The sequence below is a fragment of the Streptomyces sp. NPDC043908 genome (assembly GCF_056435525.1).
On sequence record NZ_JBWKEI010000009.1, the window covers coordinates 176,094 to 195,135 of the forward strand.

The following is a 19,042-nucleotide window of genomic DNA, read 5'->3' on the forward strand; positions in this document are numbered from 1 at the left end:
AATCCCCTCAAATGCCTGTTTATGAGGCCGTATTAACCGGAGGATAATCTTCCGCACATACGCAGCGGATAGTGTGCTGCGCATGACTCAGTCGCCCCCACGGATCACCAAGGCTGTCATTCCGGCGGCAGGCCTCGGCACCCGGTTCCTGCCGGCCACCAAGGCCACCCCCAAGGAGATGCTGCCGGTCGTCGACAAGCCCGCGATCCAGTACGTGGTCGAGGAGGCGGTCGCCGCGGGCCTCTCGGACGTACTGATGATCACGGGGCGCAACAAGCGCCCCCTGGAGGACCACTTCGACCGCAACTACGAGCTGGAGGAGGCCCTCTCCCGCAAGGGCGACGAGGCCCGGCTCGCCAAGGTCCGGGAGTCCAGCGACCTCGCCGCGATGCACTACGTGCGCCAGGGCGACCCCAGGGGCCTGGGCCACGCGGTGCTGTGCGCCGCGCCGCACGTGGGCGAGCAGCCCTTCGCGGTGCTCCTCGGCGACGACCTCATCGACGCGCGCGACCCGCTGCTGTCGCGGATGGTGGAGATCCAGGAGCGCGAGGGCGGCAGCGTGATCGCCCTGATGGAGGTCGAGCCCTCCCAGATCCACCTCTACGGCTGCGCGGCCGTGGAGCCCACCGGCCACGGCGACGTCGTCCGGATCACCGGCCTGGTGGAGAAGCCCGACCCGGCGGACGCCCCCAGCAACCTCGCCATCATCGGCCGGTACGTCCTGGACCCCGCGGTCTTCGCGATACTCCGTCAGACCGAGCCGGGCCGCGGCGGCGAGATCCAGCTCACCGACGCGCTCCAGCAGCTGGCCGCGGACGAGAAGGTCGGCGGCCCGGTGCACGGCGTGGTCTTCAAGGGCCGGCGCTATGACACCGGCGACCGCGGCGACTATCTGCGTGCCATTGTCAGACTCGCGTGCGAACGTGAAGACCTGGGCCCCGACTTCAAGGCCTGGCTTCGCAGTTACGTGACCGAGGAGATGCAGGCACCTTGAGCAACACGATCTGGTCGGTCGACGAGCACCTGGAGGACGTCCTCGCCGCGGTGGCGCCGCTCGAACCCATCGAGCTGCAACTGCCCGACGCCCAGGGCTGCGTCCTGGTCGAGGACGTCACGGTGCCGCTCGCGCTGCCGCCCTTCGACAACAGCTCGATGGACGGGTACGCGGTGCGCGTGGCGGACGTGGCGGGGGCCAGCGAGGAGTTCCCCGCGGTGCTGACCGTGATCGGCGACGTGGCCGCGGGCAGCGGCGCGCTCCTGTCCGTCGGCCCCGGCGAGGCCGCCCGGATCATGACCGGCGCCCCGCTGCCGCCCGGCGCCGAGGCCGTGGTCCCGGTCGAGTGGACCGACGGCGGTACGGGCGGGGGCGCGGCCACCGGCATGCGCGCCGCCAGCGGCGCCCCCGAGGGCGCGAGCGGCGAGGTCCGGGTCCACCGGCCCGCCGAGGCCCGCGCCCACGTCCGCGCGGCGGGCAGCGACGTGCGGGCGGGCGACCTCGCGCTGGCCGCCGGGACCGTGCTCGGCCCGCCCCAGATCGGCCTGCTCGCCGCGATCGGCCGGGGCACGGTGAAGGTCCGCCCGCGCCCGCGCGTGGTCGTCCTGTCGACCGGCAGCGAACTGGTCCAGCCCGGCGAGAAGTTGGCCGAGGGCCAGATCTACGACTCCAACAGCTTCGCCCTGGCCGCCGCCGCACGCGACGCGGGAGCCATCGCGTACCGGGTGGGCGCGGTCACCGACGACGCCGAGACCCTGCGCGCCACCATCGAGGACCAGCTGATCCGCGCCGATCTGCTGGTGACCACGGGCGGCGTGAGCGTGGGGGCGTACGACGTCGTCAAGGAGGCGCTCTCCTCGGTCGGCGACGAGGACGAGCCGGGCAGCGGCATCGACTTCCGCAAGCTCGCCATGCAGCCCGGCAAGCCCCAGGGCTTCGGCTCGATCGGCCCGGACCACACCCCGCTGCTCGCCCTGCCCGGCAACCCGGTGTCGGCGTACGTCTCGTTCGAGCTGTTCGTCCGCCCGGCCATCCGCACCCTGATGGGCCTGCCGGACGTGCACCGGCCACGCGCGCGTGCCGCGCTCAGGAGCGACAAGGCGCTCACCTCCCCGGCGGCCCGGCGCCAGTTCCTGCGCGGGAGCCACGACCCGGAGCAGGAGGCCGTCACCCCGGTCGGCGGCTCCGGATCGCATCTGATCGCGGCCCTGGCCCAGGCGGACTGCCTGATCGTGATCCCCGAGGACGTCACCTCCGTGGAGCCCGGCTCCGAAGTGGAGGTGGTCCTGCTCGGCTGACGGGGCCCCGGTGGCGGTAGCGTGTCTGCCCACACAGGCCGGACCGGGAGCGCCACACCATGAGTACGCAAGGCAGGCTGACGCACATCGACGAGGCGGGCGCGGCCCGTATGGTCGATGTCTCGGAGAAGGACGTGACGGCCCGCACCGCGCGCGCGAGCGGCCGTGTACGCGTCTCGCCGCGCGTGATCGAGCTGCTGCGCGGCGAGGGCGTGCCCAAGGGCGACGCCCTGGCGACCGCCCGGATCGCCGGGATCATGGGCGCCAAGCGCACCCCGGACCTGATCCCGCTCTGCCACCCGCTGGCGCTGTCCGGCGTGAAGCTGGAACTCACGGTCGCGGACGACGCGGTGGAGATCGCGGCGACGGTGCGGACGACCGACCGCACGGGCGTCGAGATGGAGGCGCTGACCGCCGTGTCGGTGGCCGCGCTGACCGTCGTCGACATGGTGAAGGCCGTGGACAAGGCGGCCGTCATCACGGACGTACGGGTGGAGACGAAGACCGGCGGCAAGTCCGGCGACTGGTCCCGCCCCGAGCCGGACGGGGCCACGGCGTGACGGCGCCGGGCACGCCCGGCGACGCCGGCCGGACACCCCCCGGGACGGCGAGCCGCACCCCGGACCGCCCCGGGGTGGAGAACGCGCCCCCCTTCCCCGGCGACTCCGCGGGCCTCGGCGCCGCACTCCTCGCCCCGTACGCGGCGCTCGTCGTCACCGCCTCCAACCGCGCCTCGGCCGGGGTGTACGCGGACAGGGGCGGCCCGATCCTCGCCGAGGGCCTGGCGGGGCTCGGCTTCGCCGTGGACGGACCGCTGGTCGTGCCCGACGGCGACCCGGTGGAGCAGGCGCTGCGCGCGGGCACGGCCGCCGGGTACGACGTGATCGTCACCACCGGCGGCACTGGCGTCTCGCCCACCGACCGCACCCCCGACGCCACCCGCCGCGTCCTGGACTACGAGGTCCCGGGCATCCCGGAGGCGATCCGCGCCGAGGGCCTGGCGAAGGTCCCGACCGCCGCGCTCTCGCGGGGGCTCGCCGGGGTGGCGGGCGGCCGCACCCTGATCGTCAACCTGCCGGGCTCCACCGGCGGCGTCCGCGACGGACTGGCCGTCCTGGAGCGGCTGCTGCGGCACGCCGTCGACCAGCTGCGGGGCGGCGACCACCCCAGACCCGTGGGGAGCCCGAGCTGAACGTCCCCTCATGGCCGGTGGAGCTGACGGACGGCGATGTCCTCCTCCGTCCCATAAGGCTGCGTGACCAGCGCCCCTGGCGCGAGGTCAACCGGCGCAACCGCGAGTGGCTGCGGCCCTGGGAGGCGACCATCCCGCCGCCCGCGCCCGGCGCCCCGCCCGCCCGGCGGCCCACCTACCGGCAGATGGTCCGGCACCTGCGCGCCGAGGCGAACGCGGGCCGGATGCTGCCGTTCGTGATCGAGTACCAGGGCCGGCTGGTCGGCCAGCTCACGGTCGCCGGGATCACCTGGGGCTCGATGTGCTCGGGGCACGTCGGCTACTGGGTCGACCGCGAGGTGGCGGGCCGCGGAGTCATGCCCACCGCCGTCGCGCTCGCCACCGACCACTGCTTCCGTACGGTCGGACTGCACCGCATGGAGGTCTGCATTCGCCCGGAGAACGGGCCGAGCCGGCGCGTGGTGGAGAAACTCGGATTCCGCGAGGAGGGGCTGCGCCCGCGCTATCTCCACATCGACGGCGGATGGCGGGACCACCTGGTGTACGCGCTGACGGCGGAGGAGGTGCCCGAGGGGCTGCTCAACAGGTGGAAGCAGGCACGTCGGGCGCACCACGAAAAATGAAATAGACGTTCGAATTCAGTGCCGGTATGACCGTGAACCGATCTGAAGAATCACAAAAAAAGCCGGTCTTATCAGCCAGATCGTGCGACACACCGGCCCAATTGGCGTATCCCTTCGCGCCCGTCCCTCTACCGTGTGGGGTGTGAGCAGCAGCGGCCTCATCTACGCAGTCATCGTCGGGGCCTGGGCCGCCTACTTGGTGCCGATGTGGCTCCGCAGGCAGGACGAGCTCAACGAGGCCCGTCCGACGGAACGCTTCAGCACCGCCATCCGGCTGCTGTCCGGACGGTCGGCCATGGAGCGCCGTTACGCCAGGGAGCTCAGGCAGCGAGGTTCCGGCGACCCCGCACCCGACGCCGACCCGGACGCGCCCACGGAGTTCCTCGGGGACCCCGCCCAGGGCGTCGACGTCCGGGACCTCGCCGTGCCGCGACAGCATCCGACGGGTGCCGGGGCGCAGCGGCGCGGCGAACGCGAGGAGCCACGTCCCGAGGAGGCCCGCCCCGATCGCCCCGAGCGCGCCGAGGTCCCGCATCCCGCCGAACCCGCCCACGAGGCCCCGCGTCCCGAGGAGCGCCGCGGGAGCGGACGCGGTGGTGACGAGCGGTCCGGGGGCGCGCGGCAGGGTGACGCGCGCCGGCGTGAAGACCGTTCCGCGGCCGCCGCGGAGCGGGCCCGGCGCGCCCGGCGCAGCGCGGTCCTGGCGCGCCGCCGGCGTACGACGGTGATCCTCTTCCTGGCCTTCACCCTGGGCGCGGTGGTGGCGGCGGTGGGCGGCCTCGGCTTCCTGTGGGCGCCCGCGGGCCCGGCCGTCCTGCTCAGCGCGTACATCATGCATCTGCGCGCCCAGGAGCGCCGGAGGTTCGCGTTCGTCATGGACCGCCGCCGCGCCGAGGCCGCCGCGCAGCGGCTGCGCGAGCGCCAGCCGCGCCGTCAGCCCGCCGCCGTCGCGGAGTCCGAGGACGAGCCGGAGCCCCACCCGGCCGCCGAGCCCGAGCCGGTCGTCTCCCCGCAGGAGGCCGACCGGCGCGCGCTGGTGGAGCAGACCGACCACGCCGAGTGGGTCGACCAGCAGCGCGAGCGCGGCCCCGAGCGCGGCGACAGCTGGGAGCCGGTCCCGGTGCCGCTCCCCACGTACGTGACGGCCCCCGTCGCCCCGCGCGCCACCGGCAGCATCGACCTGGGCGCCCCCGACACCTGGTCCTCGGCCCGCTCCTCCACCGCGGACCCGACGGTTCCGGCCCCTCCCGCTCCCCGTCGCCGCACGTCGCCGGGGAGCGGGAGGACCCCGCTCTTCGACCAGTACGCGGACGACGACCGCCCCCGCGCGGCCAACGAGTGAAGCCCGTCTCGCTGACCAGCGGGGACCGGATTTCCAAGCACCCCCGTCGGGGTGCTAATGTTTCACCCGTTGCAAGGGCCTGTGGCGCAGTCCGGTAGCGCACCTCGTTCGCATCGAGGGGGTCAGGGGTTCGAATCCCCTCAGGTCCACAACAGGTCAGAGCCCCTGTCGGAGAAATCCGGCGGGGGCTCTTTCCGTGCGTACAGCAGCGAAGTACAGCAACTACTTTCGATCTTCAGTGTTCTGCCGTCCCAGGTGCTTGCCGAGCTTCCGCAGTGCCTTACGCGTCGAGTCGGACGGCACGTGCGTGTAGACCTCCATCGTTACGGCGATCTTGCTGTGCCGGAGGATCTGCATCGCTACCCGGGGGTGGACATCCAGCGCGGCCAGCAGCGAACCGCAGGTGTGCCGAGTGTCGTGTAGGCGGATCCGGCGGACCCCAGCCCGTGCCGAGCGGGCAGTGAACTCCCGGTTGAAGTTCCTCGGCTCGATGGGCGTGCCGTACCGCGTCGAGAAGACGAAGCCGGAGTCGGTCCACAGCTCCCCGGCCGCTTGCCTCGCGACCTGCTGAGCCTTCTGCCGGAGCTGCAAGGCAGTGACGCAGATCTGCGGCAGGGGCAGCGTCGCCGTTGAGGCGTCCGTCTTGGTCTGGCCATGCACCAGGCGACGGTTGATCCGTTGAAGCTGTTCCTCCACTGTGATCTCTCCCGCGTCCAGGTTCACGTTCCGCCACCGCAGGCCCAGTACCTCGCCACGGCGGAAGCCCAGCACGAGGATCAGCACGTAGGCCGCATAGAGCGGATCGGCGGCCGACTGTGCAGCCTCCAGGAACGTCCTGGCCTCCTCTACCGACCATGGTTCCCGCTTCCGCTTCCGGCCAGAGCGCACCTTCACGAGAGCGGCGACGTTCTTGGAGATCAGCTCCTCTGTCATGGCGTTGGTCAGCGCCGACCGCAGGGTTGCCCGTGCGTCCTGGACCGTGCGGCGTGACAGGGCCTGCCCGCAACAGTCGCCAACCGCGCAGCAGCGACGCTCATCCGCCGGGCGGCCCGCATCCTTGCCCTGAGCGCAGCACTGGCAGCTATCCAGCAGCCTGTTCACCCAGGCACGCACGTCCTGAACCGTGAGCTTGTCCAGCCGCTTCATGCCCAGGCCGGGCACGATGTAGAGGCGGACGTGCATCGCGTACGTCTCAGCCGTCTTGGGCTTCAGGTCCGGCTGAACCACGTCCTGGAGCCAGTAGGCGAGGTACTGCGCGAGGGTGCGCGACGCGGTGGCCACAGGGCCCTTGCTTGCCTCAGCGTGGAGCTTGACCCACTTCTCGTGCACTGCCGTACGGGTCGGGCCATACACGTACTTGCGCTTGCGTTCACCGGTCGGTGTGGTCACCCAGACGTAGGCGGCGAAGCCGTTGCGGTACGGGTAGATGGACCCTTCGCCGTTGCCCCGCTTGCCGCTCACGCCGACCACCCCTGTTCGGCTTCTTTGGCCCGGCGCTCGATGTACTCATCCACGTAGCGGGGCAAGATCCGGCGATTGCGCCCGTCCTTGATGGAGCGGATCTCCCCGGAGAGGACCAACATCTTGGTCTTGGACAAGCCGTAGCCGAGCATGGCTGCGACCTCTGCCGTGGTGTGCCACTTCCGTTGGATCACTGTCGTGGTCATGCGTCGGCTCCTTCCAAGGGCCAGTCGTCTTGCAGGGCTTCGCGGGCGAGTTCGCGGTTCTGCTCGATGTCGCGTCGGATGTTGGCGGCGAGCCAGGATTCGCCGGGGGTGTGGCCGTGGCCGGCGTAAGTCCAGTGCGCGAGCGTGAGCGTGGTCGCCCCAGAACCGTCGTCGGGGTCGGGCAGGCCGAGAGCGGCGCGGTGCTGGGCGGCGCGGTAGTCGGCGCGTACCTGGCGCAGGGCGCCCAGGGTGGTGGAGAAGCGGCGGGACTTGGTGGAGAAGTGGCCCCGGAAACCGAGCATGTGAGCCCAGTCCCGAAGCTTGCGGTCCGGGTAGAGGGCGTGCAGGTCTAGGCATGCTGCGATGAGTTGGGCGGGGTGGTCAGGCACGTCGAGCAGCGCCAAAGCTTCTTTGTTGCCGATCCGGCGGTCTACGGCGCCGGTCGTCTCCGCCGCTTTGGTGGCGTACTTGGCGACGTAGGAGGCGACGGCCTGTTCGGTGATCTCTTCGCCGTGGCCGAAGGCGCCGATGGCCTGGACGTCGAGCTGTGTGCCCCAGCGCAGTGTGCGGGCGGGCTGGTCTCCTGCGGGTGGTACGTCGACAGCGGCGCGGGCGGCGGCGGCGCGGATGGCGTCGGTGAGGAGGTCGAGGGTGGCCCAGGCAGGCGAGGGGTCGTCGGGTCCTTCGGGGCCGTCGAAGCGGATCACGGCGTGGAAGTGGACGGCTCCGCGCTTTTGGTATTCGGCGACCTTGCCGAAGGAGATGCGGGATTGTTCGTGGGCAGCCTTCTGCGTGAGGCCGGCGCGGCGGGCGATCTCGCGGCGGAGGTAGATCGTGAAGTAGCGCCAGAGTTCGGAGGCGTGGTTGTTCCACAGCACCGCGCCCGCGTAGTCGTACGTTTCGGGGTCGAGCGGGGTGCCCAGTTCCGGGGCGTCTTCGCGGTGCCATGTGCCGCAGCGGCAGGGCCGGGTGCCGGGCCGGTTGTGGACGGGGCCGAAGGACGGGGCGGTGAGGGTGGCGAAGACCCTGGGGTGGTCGCGGATCGTGTGCGGGGTGCCCTTGTCCGGGTCGCCGACGAGGCCGGCGCGGATGAGGTGGTAGGTGTCGCCGGCGTAGGTCCAGGCGCACGCGGGGCAGCGGGAGGCGCGCCGGTTGCCGCAGGCGACGCGCAGCCGTCCGTCCGGCTCGTTGTCGGTCGCGTACGAGTAGAGAACCTGTCCGGTGGCGCGGTCGCGGGTGACGGTGGAGCCCCGGAGGTGGATGGGGTCGGAGCAGCCGCCGGTGCGGCGGATCTGGTCTTGGAGGCGGTCGAAGCCGGGGTTCCCGGCCACCCTGAGTACGTCGGCGAGGGTGGCCGGGTCCAGGCCCGCCATGGTGGCGGTGTCGCTCACGCTGCCACCTCCAGCGCGCGGTGGAGGACAGGCCGGAGTACGGCGGTTGCGAGCAGGGGCGGAACGGCGTTGCCGATCTGCAAGGAACGCTGTCCCTTGTTGCCCTGGAAGGGGTAGCCGTCGCGGAAGGACTGGAGGCGGGCGCCCTCTGCGGGTTCGAGGTTGAGATGGCTGGCGGCGGCCTGCTTGCCGCCGACATGGCCGATGGTGCCGGACACCGTGTAGGCGGGGCGCTTCCATGCCCAGTGGTCCGGGTTGCCCATGGCGGCCCGCATGGCCTTGCGGGAGGTGTTGCCGAAGGGTTCTGGGCCGCCGGACTTGGTGCCGCCGCCTGTGACGGTGGGGGCGGGGCGCTGGGTGTAGCCCCAGCCGAGGGCTTCAGCCATGGTGACCCACGGCTTGAGGGCGGGCCCGAACAGGGTGTCGGGGCCGGGGTCTTTGGCATGGGTCGCCTCCGGAGGTGCCACCTGGACGCAGCGGGAGGCGAGGAAGAAGGCACGGCGGCGGCTCTGCGGGACGCCGTAGTCGGCGGCGTTCAGGACACCGCTCCAGGCGGAGTAGCCCAGGCTGCGGAGGATGCCCGCCATGTGCGCGAAGAGCGGGGCGACAGCGGGGACCTGTTCGAGGGCGATCCATTCGGGGCGCACGGCGACGGCATAGCGCAGGGGTTCAACGACGAGCAGCGACCGGGGATCGGCGCATGCAGCACGGAGTGCAGTGCGCGTGTCGCGTCCCTGGGCGAGGTCGTCAAGGCTCTGGTGGCACAGGTCCATGTCGTCGTTTCCGGCACGGTGGCCGGCGGCGCTGAAGGGCTGGCAGGGTGCCGAGCCGATCAGTCCGCTGACCTTTCCGGGGAGCGGGGCAGTGGGGCAGGCGGCGACATCGGCGCGGACCGTGCAGTGCCCGGCGGCAGCGCGGGTTGCACAGGCAAGTGCGTCGATCTCGATCCCGACGTCTCGGAGGCCGAGGGAGCGCAGTCCCTCCGACCATCCGCCGGGGCCGGCGAACAGGTCGAGTACGAGGGGCCGGGGCGTGGTGGTCATTCCCCGCCCTCCTTCACGGCGTGGCGGTCGAGCCATTCCTCAGCGCACACCTTGTGGACGGGCTTGCCACGGTCTGAGCGCAGCGGGGTGGGCTTGGTGCAGATGACGCACGGCTTGTCGCCGGTGGGGTCGTAGTGCTTCTTGTCGCTCCAGTCCAGGAGGGCCATGGCGATCACGCCCCTACGCGGGTGTTGGCACGCAAGGAAAGGGCATGGCCCGTCCCCTTGCACAGGGGGCAGACGATGCGGAGGAGGACGCGGGAGCCGTCACGGCGGCGGTCGCCGGTGGTGATGGCAACGGTCGGGAAGCCGTCGCAGTGGCGGCAGACCGGACGGTTCGGGGTGTGGGAAGGCATGATGGACGGAGCCCTTTCGGATCAGTGGTCTGGGAGTGGTGGAGCCGTCCGGGGCGGCGGAAGTTTGGCGACCGAGGCCGCCCCGGAGGGCGTTACTTGCGGTAGTGGTTCTTGGCCCGCACGGGCCGGTGACGTACCGAGCGCTTGCGCGGCGATCGGGAGCGCCGGATGGAGCGGGAGACCTGTTTGTGCTTGCTGCTGCGGTTGAGCGTGTAGCTGAGTCCGCCGGTGGCCGACAGGACCGCCACGGCCGCACCTGCGATGATCTGCACGACGAAGGCGATCACCAGGAGGACCGCGATGGTCCCGGTAATGATCACGAGGGTGAGCACGATTGGGCCCTTGTAGGAGCGCGGGGCTTCCTGAACGATCACGACCTTGTTCACGTCGGTGCCGTACGGGATGTGCCGGTAGATCTCTGCCGGGATGTGCCCGGCGCGGAGCTGGTCCTCGGGTAACTGCATCGCACAGCCCTCCCGCTCAGGCGCACTTGTGAGTGCGGGCGGCGAGTTCGGCGGCCGATCGGTCACCGTGCTCGGTGGAGAAGCCGCAGTTCGGGGCAGTGCAGGCGGCGGTGTGCTTGGTCTGGCCCCGGCCGTTGTGGAACGTGCCGACCTTGACCGGGCCGATGCGGATCACGTCGTAGAAGCGGTTCGGACGCATGACAACCTCCTTGGTCATTTAGGTGAGCTGGGCGACAATCGCCCCGGCGAGCTCCTCGGGGATTCCGAGCCGGGACCGCAGGGTCGCGGTGTCGATGTCGGCCCCCGTGCGGGTGCGGTGCTCCGTGGCGATCTTCCGGGCGTGGTCGATCAACGCCGGAGGCACAGCCGAAGTGGACTTTTTGGGGAGGGCCGGAGCAGACTCCGGGGCACTGATCTCAGGCGCCGGTTCAGGTACCTCGCGCAGGTCGGCCGCCGGAGTGAGGCGGTTCGCGGACTCGGGCGCGGGTGCCGGGGTGTTGGGCGTGTGGGTGAGCAGGGTGCCGCCGAGGAAGGCGAGCGCGGGCCAGCCAGCCACCCCGAGACGCAGCAGGGCGGGCGGATGTTGCATGTCGAGGAAGCCGGCCGTGGCGACGTTGGCCCCGAGCGAGGCGATGAGCGCGACCAGGAACCAGCACCAGGCCAGCCGGGAGCGCTGTGCCCGCAGCCGACGCCACGCGGCGACCAGGAGCAGGTCAACGGAGACTGGGTAGGCCCACGCCTTCCACCCCGTCTGCCCGGCAGCTTGAGCGAGATCGTGCAGGTGGGCGAAGGACAGCGCACCGGCGATCACAGCTTGGATCAGCACAGCATCCGGGCGGGGAATCGAACGGGACACAGGTCCTCACCTCCTTCGCGGGATCAGGCCGAGGCGGGACGGGGAACGATCCGGCCGCCCGGCCCCGGGAGTTCAGTCATCGGCGGGGATCTCGCCAGCGCCCAGGCATGTCAGGCAGATACCGGTCTGCTTGCCAACCGGCCGGTGCCGACGCCCCACGCGGACGGTGCGGGAGACCTCGCCGGTGCCCCTGCACGGCTCACACGGTGTGGTCTTGGGCTTGGTCGTCTTGCGTGCCATGAGCGATCTCCATTCGGGTTTCGGCATGGCTCGGGCAGGGACCCGGCACGAGGCGGTCGCGCCGACCGTGGAACAGGGGGATTACTCCGTGACGGGGCGCGGCCGGACGAGCGGCGGCGTGAGCGGCATCGGCGGCACGGTGATCTGGCTGACCGGCCGGAACGGAGCGAGGAACGGCAGAGCCGGGGTGAGGTGGGCGAATGCGCGGCACGTGGCGGCGGCTTCGTCCGGGCTGGTCTGCGGGGTGCGGATACGCGACCAGCCGCCGGAGGTATCACCCGCCACCGCGACTCCGGGTTGGTCCGGGGCGATCGTGGTCACGGCGGCTACCGCGTCCGGGGCGATGTCGCCAAGGCCCATGTCGGCGGTCTGCTTGTCGTTGACGCGGTGCACCACCCGGCCCGTGAGCTGAGCGCGCAGGGCGGTTGCGCCCCTGCCCAGGTCCGAGCCGAAGCGCTGCCCGCACACCTCCAGATAGATCCCGATTGCCCGGGCCATCTGCCCCAGCCGCACCAACTGCATGACGGTACGGTCGCGCGCCGGTTCATCCTTCTTCGACGTCACCAGGAACAGCTCCGCAACCTCGTCAATCAGGACCACGAGAGGGACGGGGCGAACCTGTTCGGGCAGTTCCCACAGGTCCGACACTCCGTAGAGGGCGAGCAGGTCGAAGCGCTCTTCCATCTCCGTGACCAGCGCGTCTATCAAATGGCCGGCAGACTCCGGGTCTGTGGCCAGCGCGGACAGGCGGGGCGCGTAGCGGCCGTGCTCGACACCGCGCTTGCAGTCGATGCCGATCAACCCGACGGGCAACTGTGCCAGCCCCTTGACCAGGTTGCGCTGATACACCGACTTGCCGGACTGGTTGGCTCCGAGGGTGAGCGCGTGCGGCACCGTGCGGTAGTCCCGCTCGAAGACCGTGCCGTCCTCCCGCAGCGCGACCGGCACTACCAGATCACGCGGCCGGACCTTGCGCGGCAAACGGACCCGGCGAAGAACGTCGTAGCCCGTCATCCGCAGCTCGACGTAGCCGGGCTTGGTCTCCGCCACGGTCACCGACCGCACACCCCACGCATGACGCAGGCGCTCGGAGGACGCGGCGAGGTCGGCGGGCTCTAGACCGGCGGGAAGCCGCAGGGTGACCCGCAGTCCGGTGGAGGTCGGGCGGACCCGGCGGACCTTCGGCGCCACCGGACGCACCTCGGAGCGGGCCAGGTTGCGCTTGACGAAGGCACGGAAGCCGGACGGCTGCACCGTCAGCCCGCACACCTCCATCGTGTCGCGATAGGTCCAGGTGAACCGGCCCCACGTGGCCGGCATACCGACCAGCGACCAGTACACGCGCGGAGCACGGACCTTGGCCACGCCGAGGCCACCGGCACCGGCCGCGACGCCGCCCAGCTCTAAGCAGGTAGCGATGTCGGTCATGATCAAGCCGCCGCGGTGATCGCGATCGCGCGGAACGAGATGCCGTGACGCTTCTGGCCGTTGAACTCGTTCTCCCAGTCCCGCGCCTTCAGCCCCGTCACCCGGACCAGCATCCCCGGCGCGAGGTCCGCCGGCAGACCCGTCTCCGGGATCGTCACCTGGTACAGGTTCCCCTCCCCCTCGTCCGAGACCAGCAGGCCCACGGTCGACAGCGGCGCGTTCGTCTCGCGATCCACCGCCCGCTCACCCGTCTTCTGGTTCACCAGCTTCGGTGTCGGCGCGGTCGCCACGAACACCACCGCAGTCTGAAGGTCGATCTTGAAGGACGGCATGTTCACTCTCCCGGTAAGGGGGGCTTAACAGCCCGAGCGTCGCCCCCCTCTGCGTTAAGGGGGGGTTAGCACCCAAGATGCACCCGACTGGTGTGAGGTGTCAACCCCCCCTTAGCATGTTGCGTATGAAGTCAGATCCCCGTCCGGTTTCGCGAGGTGTTCGCCGTGATTGACGAAGTGCGGCGCGTCGCCGCCATGCAAGATCACGCGCTCCGCGCAAAGGCCGCAGTGGAGCTGATGACGGAGCTACAGGCGGCCGTCGTCGAGACGTCGCGCATGCGCAAGGAGAGCATCGCTTGGCTGCGCGACCACGGTCACTCGATGGCTGACGTAGCGAAACTGATGGGTGTCAGCCGGGCACGCGTCGCTCAGCTCCGTAATGTCGGCCCACCTCCGGAGCGAGCGTTCCTCGGCACCCAGCACGCTCAGGTGATCGTGCCCATGCGGCCGGGAGAGCGGGAGTACGTGGCGCTCGAAGACAGCTCCACGGGCCAAAAGCTGTTGGCTCTTGCGCATCAGCTCCAGCTCGAAGGCGACCTGGGCTATATCCCGACCTCGGGCGAGATCGACCTCAACCGTGACGATCTCATCGTCGTGTGCGGTCCCAAGACATCCCCTGTGACGGCGGCAGCCCTCCAGGCCGATCCACGGCTCTCGTTCGAGACGCTGCCGGACGGGCGTTGGGCCCTCATCGAGCGGGACAGCGGCAAGACGATCACGTCACCGAGTGACGACCCGGACGAGCCGACGCTCTCAGATGTGGCCTACCTCGGCAGGCTCCCAAGGCCCGACCGGGAGGGTACGTTCCTGCTGGTAGCGGGCGTGCACGCGGTTGGGTCACTGGGGGTCGCGCATTTCCTCACGGAGAATCTCGCGGACCTCTACAGCCGAGCGGGAACGGCCGAGTTCTCGATGGTCATCGAGTGCGACTACGAGCAGGGAACGAAGGCAATCACGGGCAGCCGTGCGGCCAGCGAGGTGTTGTTGCACGAGGTGAACTGACGTGCACTTCTCGCAGACCAGCCTCCCCCGCCCCGGTGGGCACAACGAGGACTTCGCGATCGCCAGCCCCGAGTGCGCTGTGGTGCTGGACGGTGCTGGCACCCCGCACGGCCTGCCCACCGGGTGCGTCCATGGCGTGGCTTGGTTCGTCGAGCTGATCGGGACGATGCTGCACCGCAAAGCCGTCGAGAGCAGGCGGGGCTTGGCCCACTGTCTCGCCACCGCCATCGAGGACACGGCGGAGCTTCACCGGGCGACGTGTGATGTAGGTAGTCCGTTCTCCCCGTCCGCAACGGTCGCCGCACTCCGAGATCGCGGAAATGAAGTCGAGTGGCTGGTGTTGGGCGACGCCGTTCTCGTCCTCGACTGCGGTCGAGACCCCGAGGTCATCACGGACCAGCGCTTGGCAGGGGTGGCGAGCAAGGAACGGGCCGCATTGCGTACGGCCGCACGGGGATCAAGGGGGGGACTGGAGGCACACTCCGCACTGGTGGAGGCCGAAAGAGCGCTCCGCAACCGATCGGGTGGGTACTGGGTCGCGGCTGCGGAGCCCGAGGTGGCGGAAGAAGCCCTCACAGGTCGCATGCCGATCACGCAGCTGAGGCGGGCAGCCCTTCTTACCGACGGCGCAGCCCGGTTCGTCGACACCTTCGCCCTTGGTGACTGGTCCACCTGTCTTGATGTGCTGGAGCACCACGGCACAGCAGATCTCATTGGCCGGGTTCGCGATGCCGAGCACAGCGACATCAACCGCGAACGATGGCCACGCTCCAAGACGCACGACGATGCGACGGTGATCTTCGTTCGCGTCTAAGGCGAGCTGTTACAGGTTTCTCTACCTCATCAAGCCCCGGCTGCGCTCCGCTCCGCCGGGCGCGCTTCCCGGCTCCGCTCCGGGCGCCGCTCCTGCCTCCGGCCCGCTCCGCCCGCGCTGCGCCGACGCGCGCCCACATGTGGATAGGGCCGAGGCCATGAGTCGAGCACCGCAGGCAGGCCACCGGTCAAGACGATGCCTCCGGCGGGGGATCGGCCGACTCCGGGATGGAGGGGGCGCCGTTGCCGAGTGCCGGCCGAATGTGGCGTGCGTGGGGGGCTCCCATCCCGTCCGCCATCGACCCAGGCAGAGCCGAGCAGACGCGGCCCATGGCGTCCAGGTCGTTCGTACAGTGGCGCGCTCCACCTGGACGCCATGAACCACGCCCGCTCCACAGACGTGTGGGTCGACGGCAGACGGGATGGGAGCCGGGGTGAGTGGTGGGTCGAATAGGTGATCGCCCTGGAGCCCGCCTGAACCTTCAAACCGAAGGCAGCAACTAGCCCATCTCTCATGCGAGCACCCCGACATGATCTGTAGGCACGGTGCGTAATCGGCAATACGGGCAGGCAGTGCCTACATACGAAGCCGAACTGGTCGGGTTCAGCCGATTTCACGAGACATAGTTCACATCGCAGGGACTTGCTCTTGCAACGAAAGAACAAGTATGGCACGGGGTGCCGCGTCGCCATCAGGGCGTTCTTAAGAATCGAAGGCTCTGCCGAAAAAACCTCGGCACCCAGTGTCTGCCGAAAGGATAACTGTCTGTCAGCGCGCTGGCGTAACCTGAATGTCATAAGGCCGCCTTCGAAGTGAAGGCGGCCTAGACAGCTCACGCGCGGGTGGAGCCGCCGAGAGCCGGGAGTTCAAGGGAGTTCAACCTTGCCCAACATGGACACTACAGTGCCGCCCGATGAAGGTAACCCCCCGGGCGGCCTTTTCGATCGGCTGATGCTTCTGGACCACTACGGCCAAGAGTGCTGGTCTGCTCGTGACCTTCACGGCCCCATGGGCTACGACAAGTGGGAACGCTTCGAGGTCGCCATCAACCGAGCGATCGCAGCAGCGGGAAACAGCGGACTCGATCCACTCAATCACTTTCGAGGTGCCTCGAAAGTGATCGACGGTGGTCGATGGGGCCGGCAAACGGTGTCGGACTTCCGTCTCACCCGTTACGCCTGCTACTTGATCGCCATCAACGGCGATCCCCGCAAACCGGAAATCGCGGCAGCTCAGACCTACTTCGCGGTGAAGACTCGGGAAGCAGAGATCATGCAGCAGCCAGCCGATGTGTCCAGCCCTGAAGGAATCCTGGTTCTCGCGGAGAAGTACGTCGAGGCCGCACGCGAACTCGTCTCGACCAAGCAGGAACTGGCGATAGCCGCACCGAAGGCCGGCAAGTGGGATGCCTTCTGCGACTCGGACGGCCTCATAGACATGGCTGCCGCCGCGAAGGCTCTGAACAAGATCACGGGTGGTCTGGGCCGCACAAAGTTCATGGAGTTGCTGCGCCGCGAGGACATCCGGTTTCTACAGCGCCAGAATCCCCGTCTCCCGTACGAGTGTCACACCAAGGCAGGCCACGCCGAGGTGAAGTTCGTGGCGACGCCGAACGGACAGTGGGTGGAGCAGACCTTCTTCACCGGGAAGGGCCTGGACTGGCTCGTAGATCGTCTCCGCAATGGGATACAGCCGGCGGCTTAGAGCCAGTAGACCGTGCCCCTCCCGTGCCCGATCGACCGGGAACTGACGGGGACCCACGGAGCCTGACGGACAGCGCGCAGGAGAACGGCCCCCGACCGATTCACCAGGTCAGGGACCGTTCATCTGCGGTGGGTGTGGGATTTGAACCCACGGTGACATCGCTGCCACGACGGTTTTCAAGATCTCTTGAGAGCGGATCTCTCAATCCATCGTGACGCACTCCAGCCCAATGGCATGCTTAGCACTGGCGATGCGCTGAGCCCGGCACTGCTGGGTTCCGCGCTGCTTGGCACGCTTGCGTTCGTTGTACGACACCGTCCCTGCTCGACCTCAGACGACACGTCTGTTTCTACGCAGGAAGAGGTGACGACCATGGTCGCTAACCGGCAGTCTCGACTTCGAGGCTGGATGACTAGCCTTCTCAACTTTGGGGGCGACATCTGCGCTGGCGCACCCTCATGGGTGCTGACGGAGTACCTGGCGGGTCACGCAGTGGCGGGCTGAGCGCATCGTCATTCACTTTCACGCGGTGGCAGACCTCGGGGACGTACAGCAGCGAAGTACAGCAACCACGCTGACCGGTGCCGTCCTTCTGCGATCCCCACGGCCTTCGCGACCAGCCCCGCAGACCTCAGCGACCGCCCCGCCCGTAGTTCGCATCGAGGGGGTCAGGGGTTCGAATCCCCTCAGGTCCACAACAACAACCCACCGCGGGTTCACCCGCGAAGGGTGTGCGAAATCCCGGTCAGACGGTCACCGTCCGGCCGGGATTTCGTCGTTCCGGCCCCCGGAGGGGCGCCCGCCCCGTGGCCGCCCTTCCGGGCGGCCCGGCGGCCTCACGGCAGCAGGGGCTTGGCGTAGCAGATGCTGCTCGGGTAGTGGCGGTAGTAGCCGAACTTCGGGCAGGGCGCGTAGCCGCTGGAGGCGTAGAGGGCGAGTGCCTCCGGCTGGCGGTCGCCGGTCTCCAGGACCATCCGGGTGCGGCCCGCGGCGCGGGCGTCGTCCTCCAGGAGGGCGAGGATGCGGCGGGCCAGACCCAGGCCGCGCGCCTGCGGTACGACGTACATGCGCTTGAGCTCGGCGTCGCCGTCCGAGTAGCCCTCGTCGTTCTCGTCCTGGCTGCGCCAGCCGCCGGTGGCGACCGGGCGGTCCCGCTCGTCGTACGCGATCAGGTAGAGCCCGCGGGGCGGCCGGAACATCGAGGCATCCAGGGGCGTGGCGTCGCCCTCGTCCTCGTAGCGCTCGGCGTATTCGAGCTGCACCTGGTCGTTGAGCTTGACGGCATCCGGGTGGTCGTACCCGAGTGTACGTATATGCATGCGGTAGAGCGTACTTCTATGCAGGCGATCACGGTGATCGGGTCGGTAGGGTGCGCGGGTGCTCACTGTTACCACTGTGAATGTAAACGGGCTTCGCGCCGCCGCCAAGAAGGGCTTCCTGGAGTGGCTGGCCGGCTCCGACGCCGACGTCGTGTGCCTCCAGGAGGTGCGGGCCGAGCCGCAGCAGCTCACCGCCGAGGTGCGCGAGCCCGAGGGGTGGCACGTGGTGCACGCCCCCGCCGCGGCCAAGGGCCGGGCCGGGGTCTCGCTCTACACCCGCCGCGAACCCGAGCGGGTGCGGGTCGGGTTCGGCAGTGCGGAGTTCGACGGCAGCGGCCGGTACGTCGAGGCGGACCTGCCCGGCGCCACCGTGGCCAGCCTCTATCTGCCGTCGGGTGAGGCCGGGACCGCCAAGCAGGACGAGAAGTACCGGTTCATGGGCGAGTTCCTGCCCTACCTCAAGGAGCTCCGCGCCCGGGCCGCGGCCGACGGGCGCGAGGTCGTCGTCTGCGGCGACTGGAACATCGCCCACCACGAGGCCGACCTCAAGAACTGGCGGGCCAACAGGAAGAACGCGGGCTTCCTGCCGGAGGAGCGCGCCTGGCTCTCGCGCGTCCTGGACGCCGGTGACGGCGGCTACGTGGACGTGGTGCGCGGCCTCCACCCCGACCAGGAGGGCCCGTACTCGTGGTGGTCCTACCGCGGCCGGGCCTTCGACAACGACGCGGGCTGGCGCATCGACTACCAGCTCGCCACACCCGGCCTGGCGGCCCGCGCGGTCAAGGGTTACGTCGAGCGCGCCGCGACCCACGAGGAGCGGTGGAGCGACCACGCGCCGGTGACCGTCGTGTATGGGAACTAGGGCGGCGCCCGCACGGAGAAGTGGGGGGGGGGGGGGGGGGGGGGGGGGGGGGGGGGGGGGGGAGGGGGGGGGGGGGGGGGGGGGGGGGGGGGGGTGGGGCGGGTGTTGGTTGTTGT

The 19,042-nt window shown here is 69.9% G+C and carries 21 protein-coding genes and 1 tRNA gene; 11 read left to right on the plus strand and 11 right to left on the minus strand.

What is annotated here, in order from left to right; translation table 11 throughout:
- Nucleotides 1-82: 82 nt before the first annotated feature.
- The 7 genes from galU (at nucleotide 83) to AC069K_RS21060 (ending at nucleotide 5,598) form a co-directional block, all read left to right on the plus strand.
- A complete protein-coding gene (galU, locus tag AC069K_RS21030; RefSeq protein WP_358835836.1) occupies nucleotides 83-994 on the plus strand; it encodes a UTP--glucose-1-phosphate uridylyltransferase GalU in 912 nt (303 codons plus the stop codon).
- On the plus strand, nucleotides 991-2,292 hold the full coding sequence (gene glp, locus AC069K_RS21035; protein ID WP_478618423.1) for a molybdotransferase-like divisome protein Glp: 1,302 nt from the start codon (nucleotides 991-993) through the stop codon (nucleotides 2,290-2,292). The genes galU and glp overlap by 4 nt, the downstream gene beginning before the upstream one ends.
- Nucleotides 2,293-2,351: 59 nt before the next feature.
- Nucleotides 2,352-2,852, plus strand: coding sequence for a cyclic pyranopterin monophosphate synthase MoaC (gene moaC / locus AC069K_RS21040; RefSeq protein ID WP_478618426.1), 501 nt, complete (start codon nucleotides 2,352-2,354; stop codon nucleotides 2,850-2,852).
- Entirely contained in the window at nucleotides 2,849-3,484 is a 636-nt protein-coding gene (locus tag AC069K_RS21045; RefSeq protein WP_478618429.1) for a MogA/MoaB family molybdenum cofactor biosynthesis protein, read from the plus strand. Before moaC ends, AC069K_RS21045 begins: the two co-directional genes overlap by 4 nt.
- Before the next feature lie 17 nt (nucleotides 3,485-3,501).
- Nucleotides 3,502-4,107, plus strand: a complete 606-nt coding sequence (locus AC069K_RS21050; RefSeq protein ID WP_478618432.1) for a GNAT family N-acetyltransferase — start codon at nucleotides 3,502-3,504, stop codon at nucleotides 4,105-4,107.
- A gap of 142 nt (nucleotides 4,108-4,249) precedes the next feature.
- On the plus strand, nucleotides 4,250-5,449 hold the full coding sequence (gene sepX, locus AC069K_RS21055; protein WP_478618434.1) for a divisome protein SepX/GlpR: 1,200 nt from the start codon (nucleotides 4,250-4,252) through the stop codon (nucleotides 5,447-5,449).
- A gap of 75 nt (nucleotides 5,450-5,524) precedes the next feature.
- Nucleotides 5,525-5,598, plus strand: a tRNA-Ala gene (locus AC069K_RS21060).
- A 73-nt stretch (nucleotides 5,599-5,671) separates the two neighbouring features.
- Here AC069K_RS21060 and AC069K_RS21065 read toward each other — a convergent pair.
- The 10 genes from AC069K_RS21065 to AC069K_RS21110 form a co-directional block, all read right to left on the minus strand.
- Nucleotides 5,672-6,919, minus strand: a complete 1,248-nt coding sequence (locus tag AC069K_RS21065) for a site-specific integrase (protein WP_478618436.1) — start codon at nucleotides 6,917-6,919, stop codon at nucleotides 5,672-5,674.
- Entirely contained in the window at nucleotides 6,907-7,116 is a 210-nt protein-coding gene (locus AC069K_RS21070) for a helix-turn-helix domain-containing protein (protein WP_478618439.1), read from the minus strand. The genes AC069K_RS21065 and AC069K_RS21070 overlap by 13 nt, the downstream gene beginning before the upstream one ends.
- Complete coding sequence (repSA, locus tag AC069K_RS21075) at nucleotides 7,113-8,507, minus strand: replication initiator protein RepSA (RefSeq protein ID WP_478618443.1); 1,395 nt, start codon at nucleotides 8,505-8,507, stop codon at nucleotides 7,113-7,115. The genes AC069K_RS21070 and repSA overlap by 4 nt, the downstream gene beginning before the upstream one ends.
- Nucleotides 8,504-9,550: a DNA cytosine methyltransferase gene (locus AC069K_RS21080; protein ID WP_478618446.1), complete on the minus strand. Its 1,047-nt coding sequence runs from the start codon at nucleotides 9,548-9,550 to the stop codon at nucleotides 8,504-8,506. Before AC069K_RS21080 ends, repSA begins: the two co-directional genes overlap by 4 nt.
- A complete protein-coding gene (locus tag AC069K_RS21085) occupies nucleotides 9,547-9,726 on the minus strand; it encodes a hypothetical protein (RefSeq protein ID WP_478618778.1) in 180 nt (59 codons plus the stop codon). The genes AC069K_RS21080 and AC069K_RS21085 overlap by 4 nt, the downstream gene beginning before the upstream one ends.
- 271 nt (nucleotides 9,727-9,997) lie before the next feature.
- Entirely contained in the window at nucleotides 9,998-10,369 is a 372-nt protein-coding gene (locus AC069K_RS21090) for a hypothetical protein (protein WP_478618449.1), read from the minus strand.
- Nucleotides 10,370-10,385: 16 nt separating this feature from the next.
- Nucleotides 10,386-10,568 carry a mobile element transfer protein gene (locus tag AC069K_RS21095; RefSeq protein ID WP_478618452.1) on the minus strand — a complete coding sequence of 61 codons (183 nt, stop codon included), beginning with the start codon at nucleotides 10,566-10,568 and terminating at the stop codon, nucleotides 10,386-10,388.
- Nucleotides 10,569-10,586: 18 nt separating this feature from the next.
- A complete protein-coding gene (locus tag AC069K_RS21100) occupies nucleotides 10,587-11,225 on the minus strand; it encodes a DUF2637 domain-containing protein (protein WP_478618455.1) in 639 nt (212 codons plus the stop codon).
- 321 nt (nucleotides 11,226-11,546) lie between these two features.
- Nucleotides 11,547-12,893, minus strand: coding sequence for an FtsK/SpoIIIE domain-containing protein (locus tag AC069K_RS21105; protein ID WP_478618757.1), 1,347 nt, complete (start codon nucleotides 12,891-12,893; stop codon nucleotides 11,547-11,549).
- 2 nt (nucleotides 12,894-12,895) lie between these two features.
- The gene (locus AC069K_RS21110) at nucleotides 12,896-13,225 is read right to left on the minus strand and encodes an SCO3933 family regulatory protein (RefSeq protein WP_478618458.1); all 330 of its coding nucleotides are present in this window, start codon (nucleotides 13,223-13,225) and stop codon (nucleotides 12,896-12,898) included.
- Nucleotides 13,226-13,390: 165 nt separating this feature from the next.
- Between AC069K_RS21110 and AC069K_RS21115 the strand changes: the two genes are divergently transcribed.
- The 3 genes from AC069K_RS21115 to AC069K_RS21125 all read left to right on the plus strand — a co-directional run bounded on the left by AC069K_RS21115 (nucleotide 13,391) and on the right by AC069K_RS21125 (nucleotide 16,745).
- Nucleotides 13,391-14,227 carry a sigma-70 family RNA polymerase sigma factor gene (locus tag AC069K_RS21115; RefSeq protein ID WP_478618461.1) on the plus strand — a complete coding sequence of 279 codons (837 nt, stop codon included), beginning with the start codon at nucleotides 13,391-13,393 and terminating at the stop codon, nucleotides 14,225-14,227.
- 1 nt (nucleotide 14,228) lies between these two features.
- Complete coding sequence (locus tag AC069K_RS21120) at nucleotides 14,229-15,041, plus strand: protein phosphatase 2C domain-containing protein (RefSeq protein ID WP_478618463.1); 813 nt, start codon at nucleotides 14,229-14,231, stop codon at nucleotides 15,039-15,041.
- An 891-nt stretch (nucleotides 15,042-15,932) separates the two neighbouring features.
- On the plus strand, nucleotides 15,933-16,745 hold the full coding sequence (locus AC069K_RS21125; RefSeq protein WP_478618466.1) for a phage antirepressor KilAC domain-containing protein: 813 nt from the start codon (nucleotides 15,933-15,935) through the stop codon (nucleotides 16,743-16,745).
- Between the two features lie 836 nt (nucleotides 16,746-17,581).
- Here the strand turns inward: AC069K_RS21125 and AC069K_RS21130 are convergent.
- Nucleotides 17,582-18,064 (minus strand): GNAT family N-acetyltransferase, encoded by a 483-nt coding sequence (locus AC069K_RS21130; protein WP_478618469.1) that lies wholly within the window; start codon nucleotides 18,062-18,064, stop codon nucleotides 17,582-17,584.
- A gap of 58 nt (nucleotides 18,065-18,122) precedes the next feature.
- Here AC069K_RS21130 and xth point away from each other — a divergent pair, with 58 nt between their 5' ends.
- Nucleotides 18,123-18,926 (plus strand): exodeoxyribonuclease III, encoded by an 804-nt coding sequence (gene xth / locus AC069K_RS21135; RefSeq protein WP_478618472.1) that lies wholly within the window; start codon nucleotides 18,123-18,125, stop codon nucleotides 18,924-18,926.
- The last annotated feature ends 116 nt before the right edge of the window (nucleotides 18,927-19,042 follow it).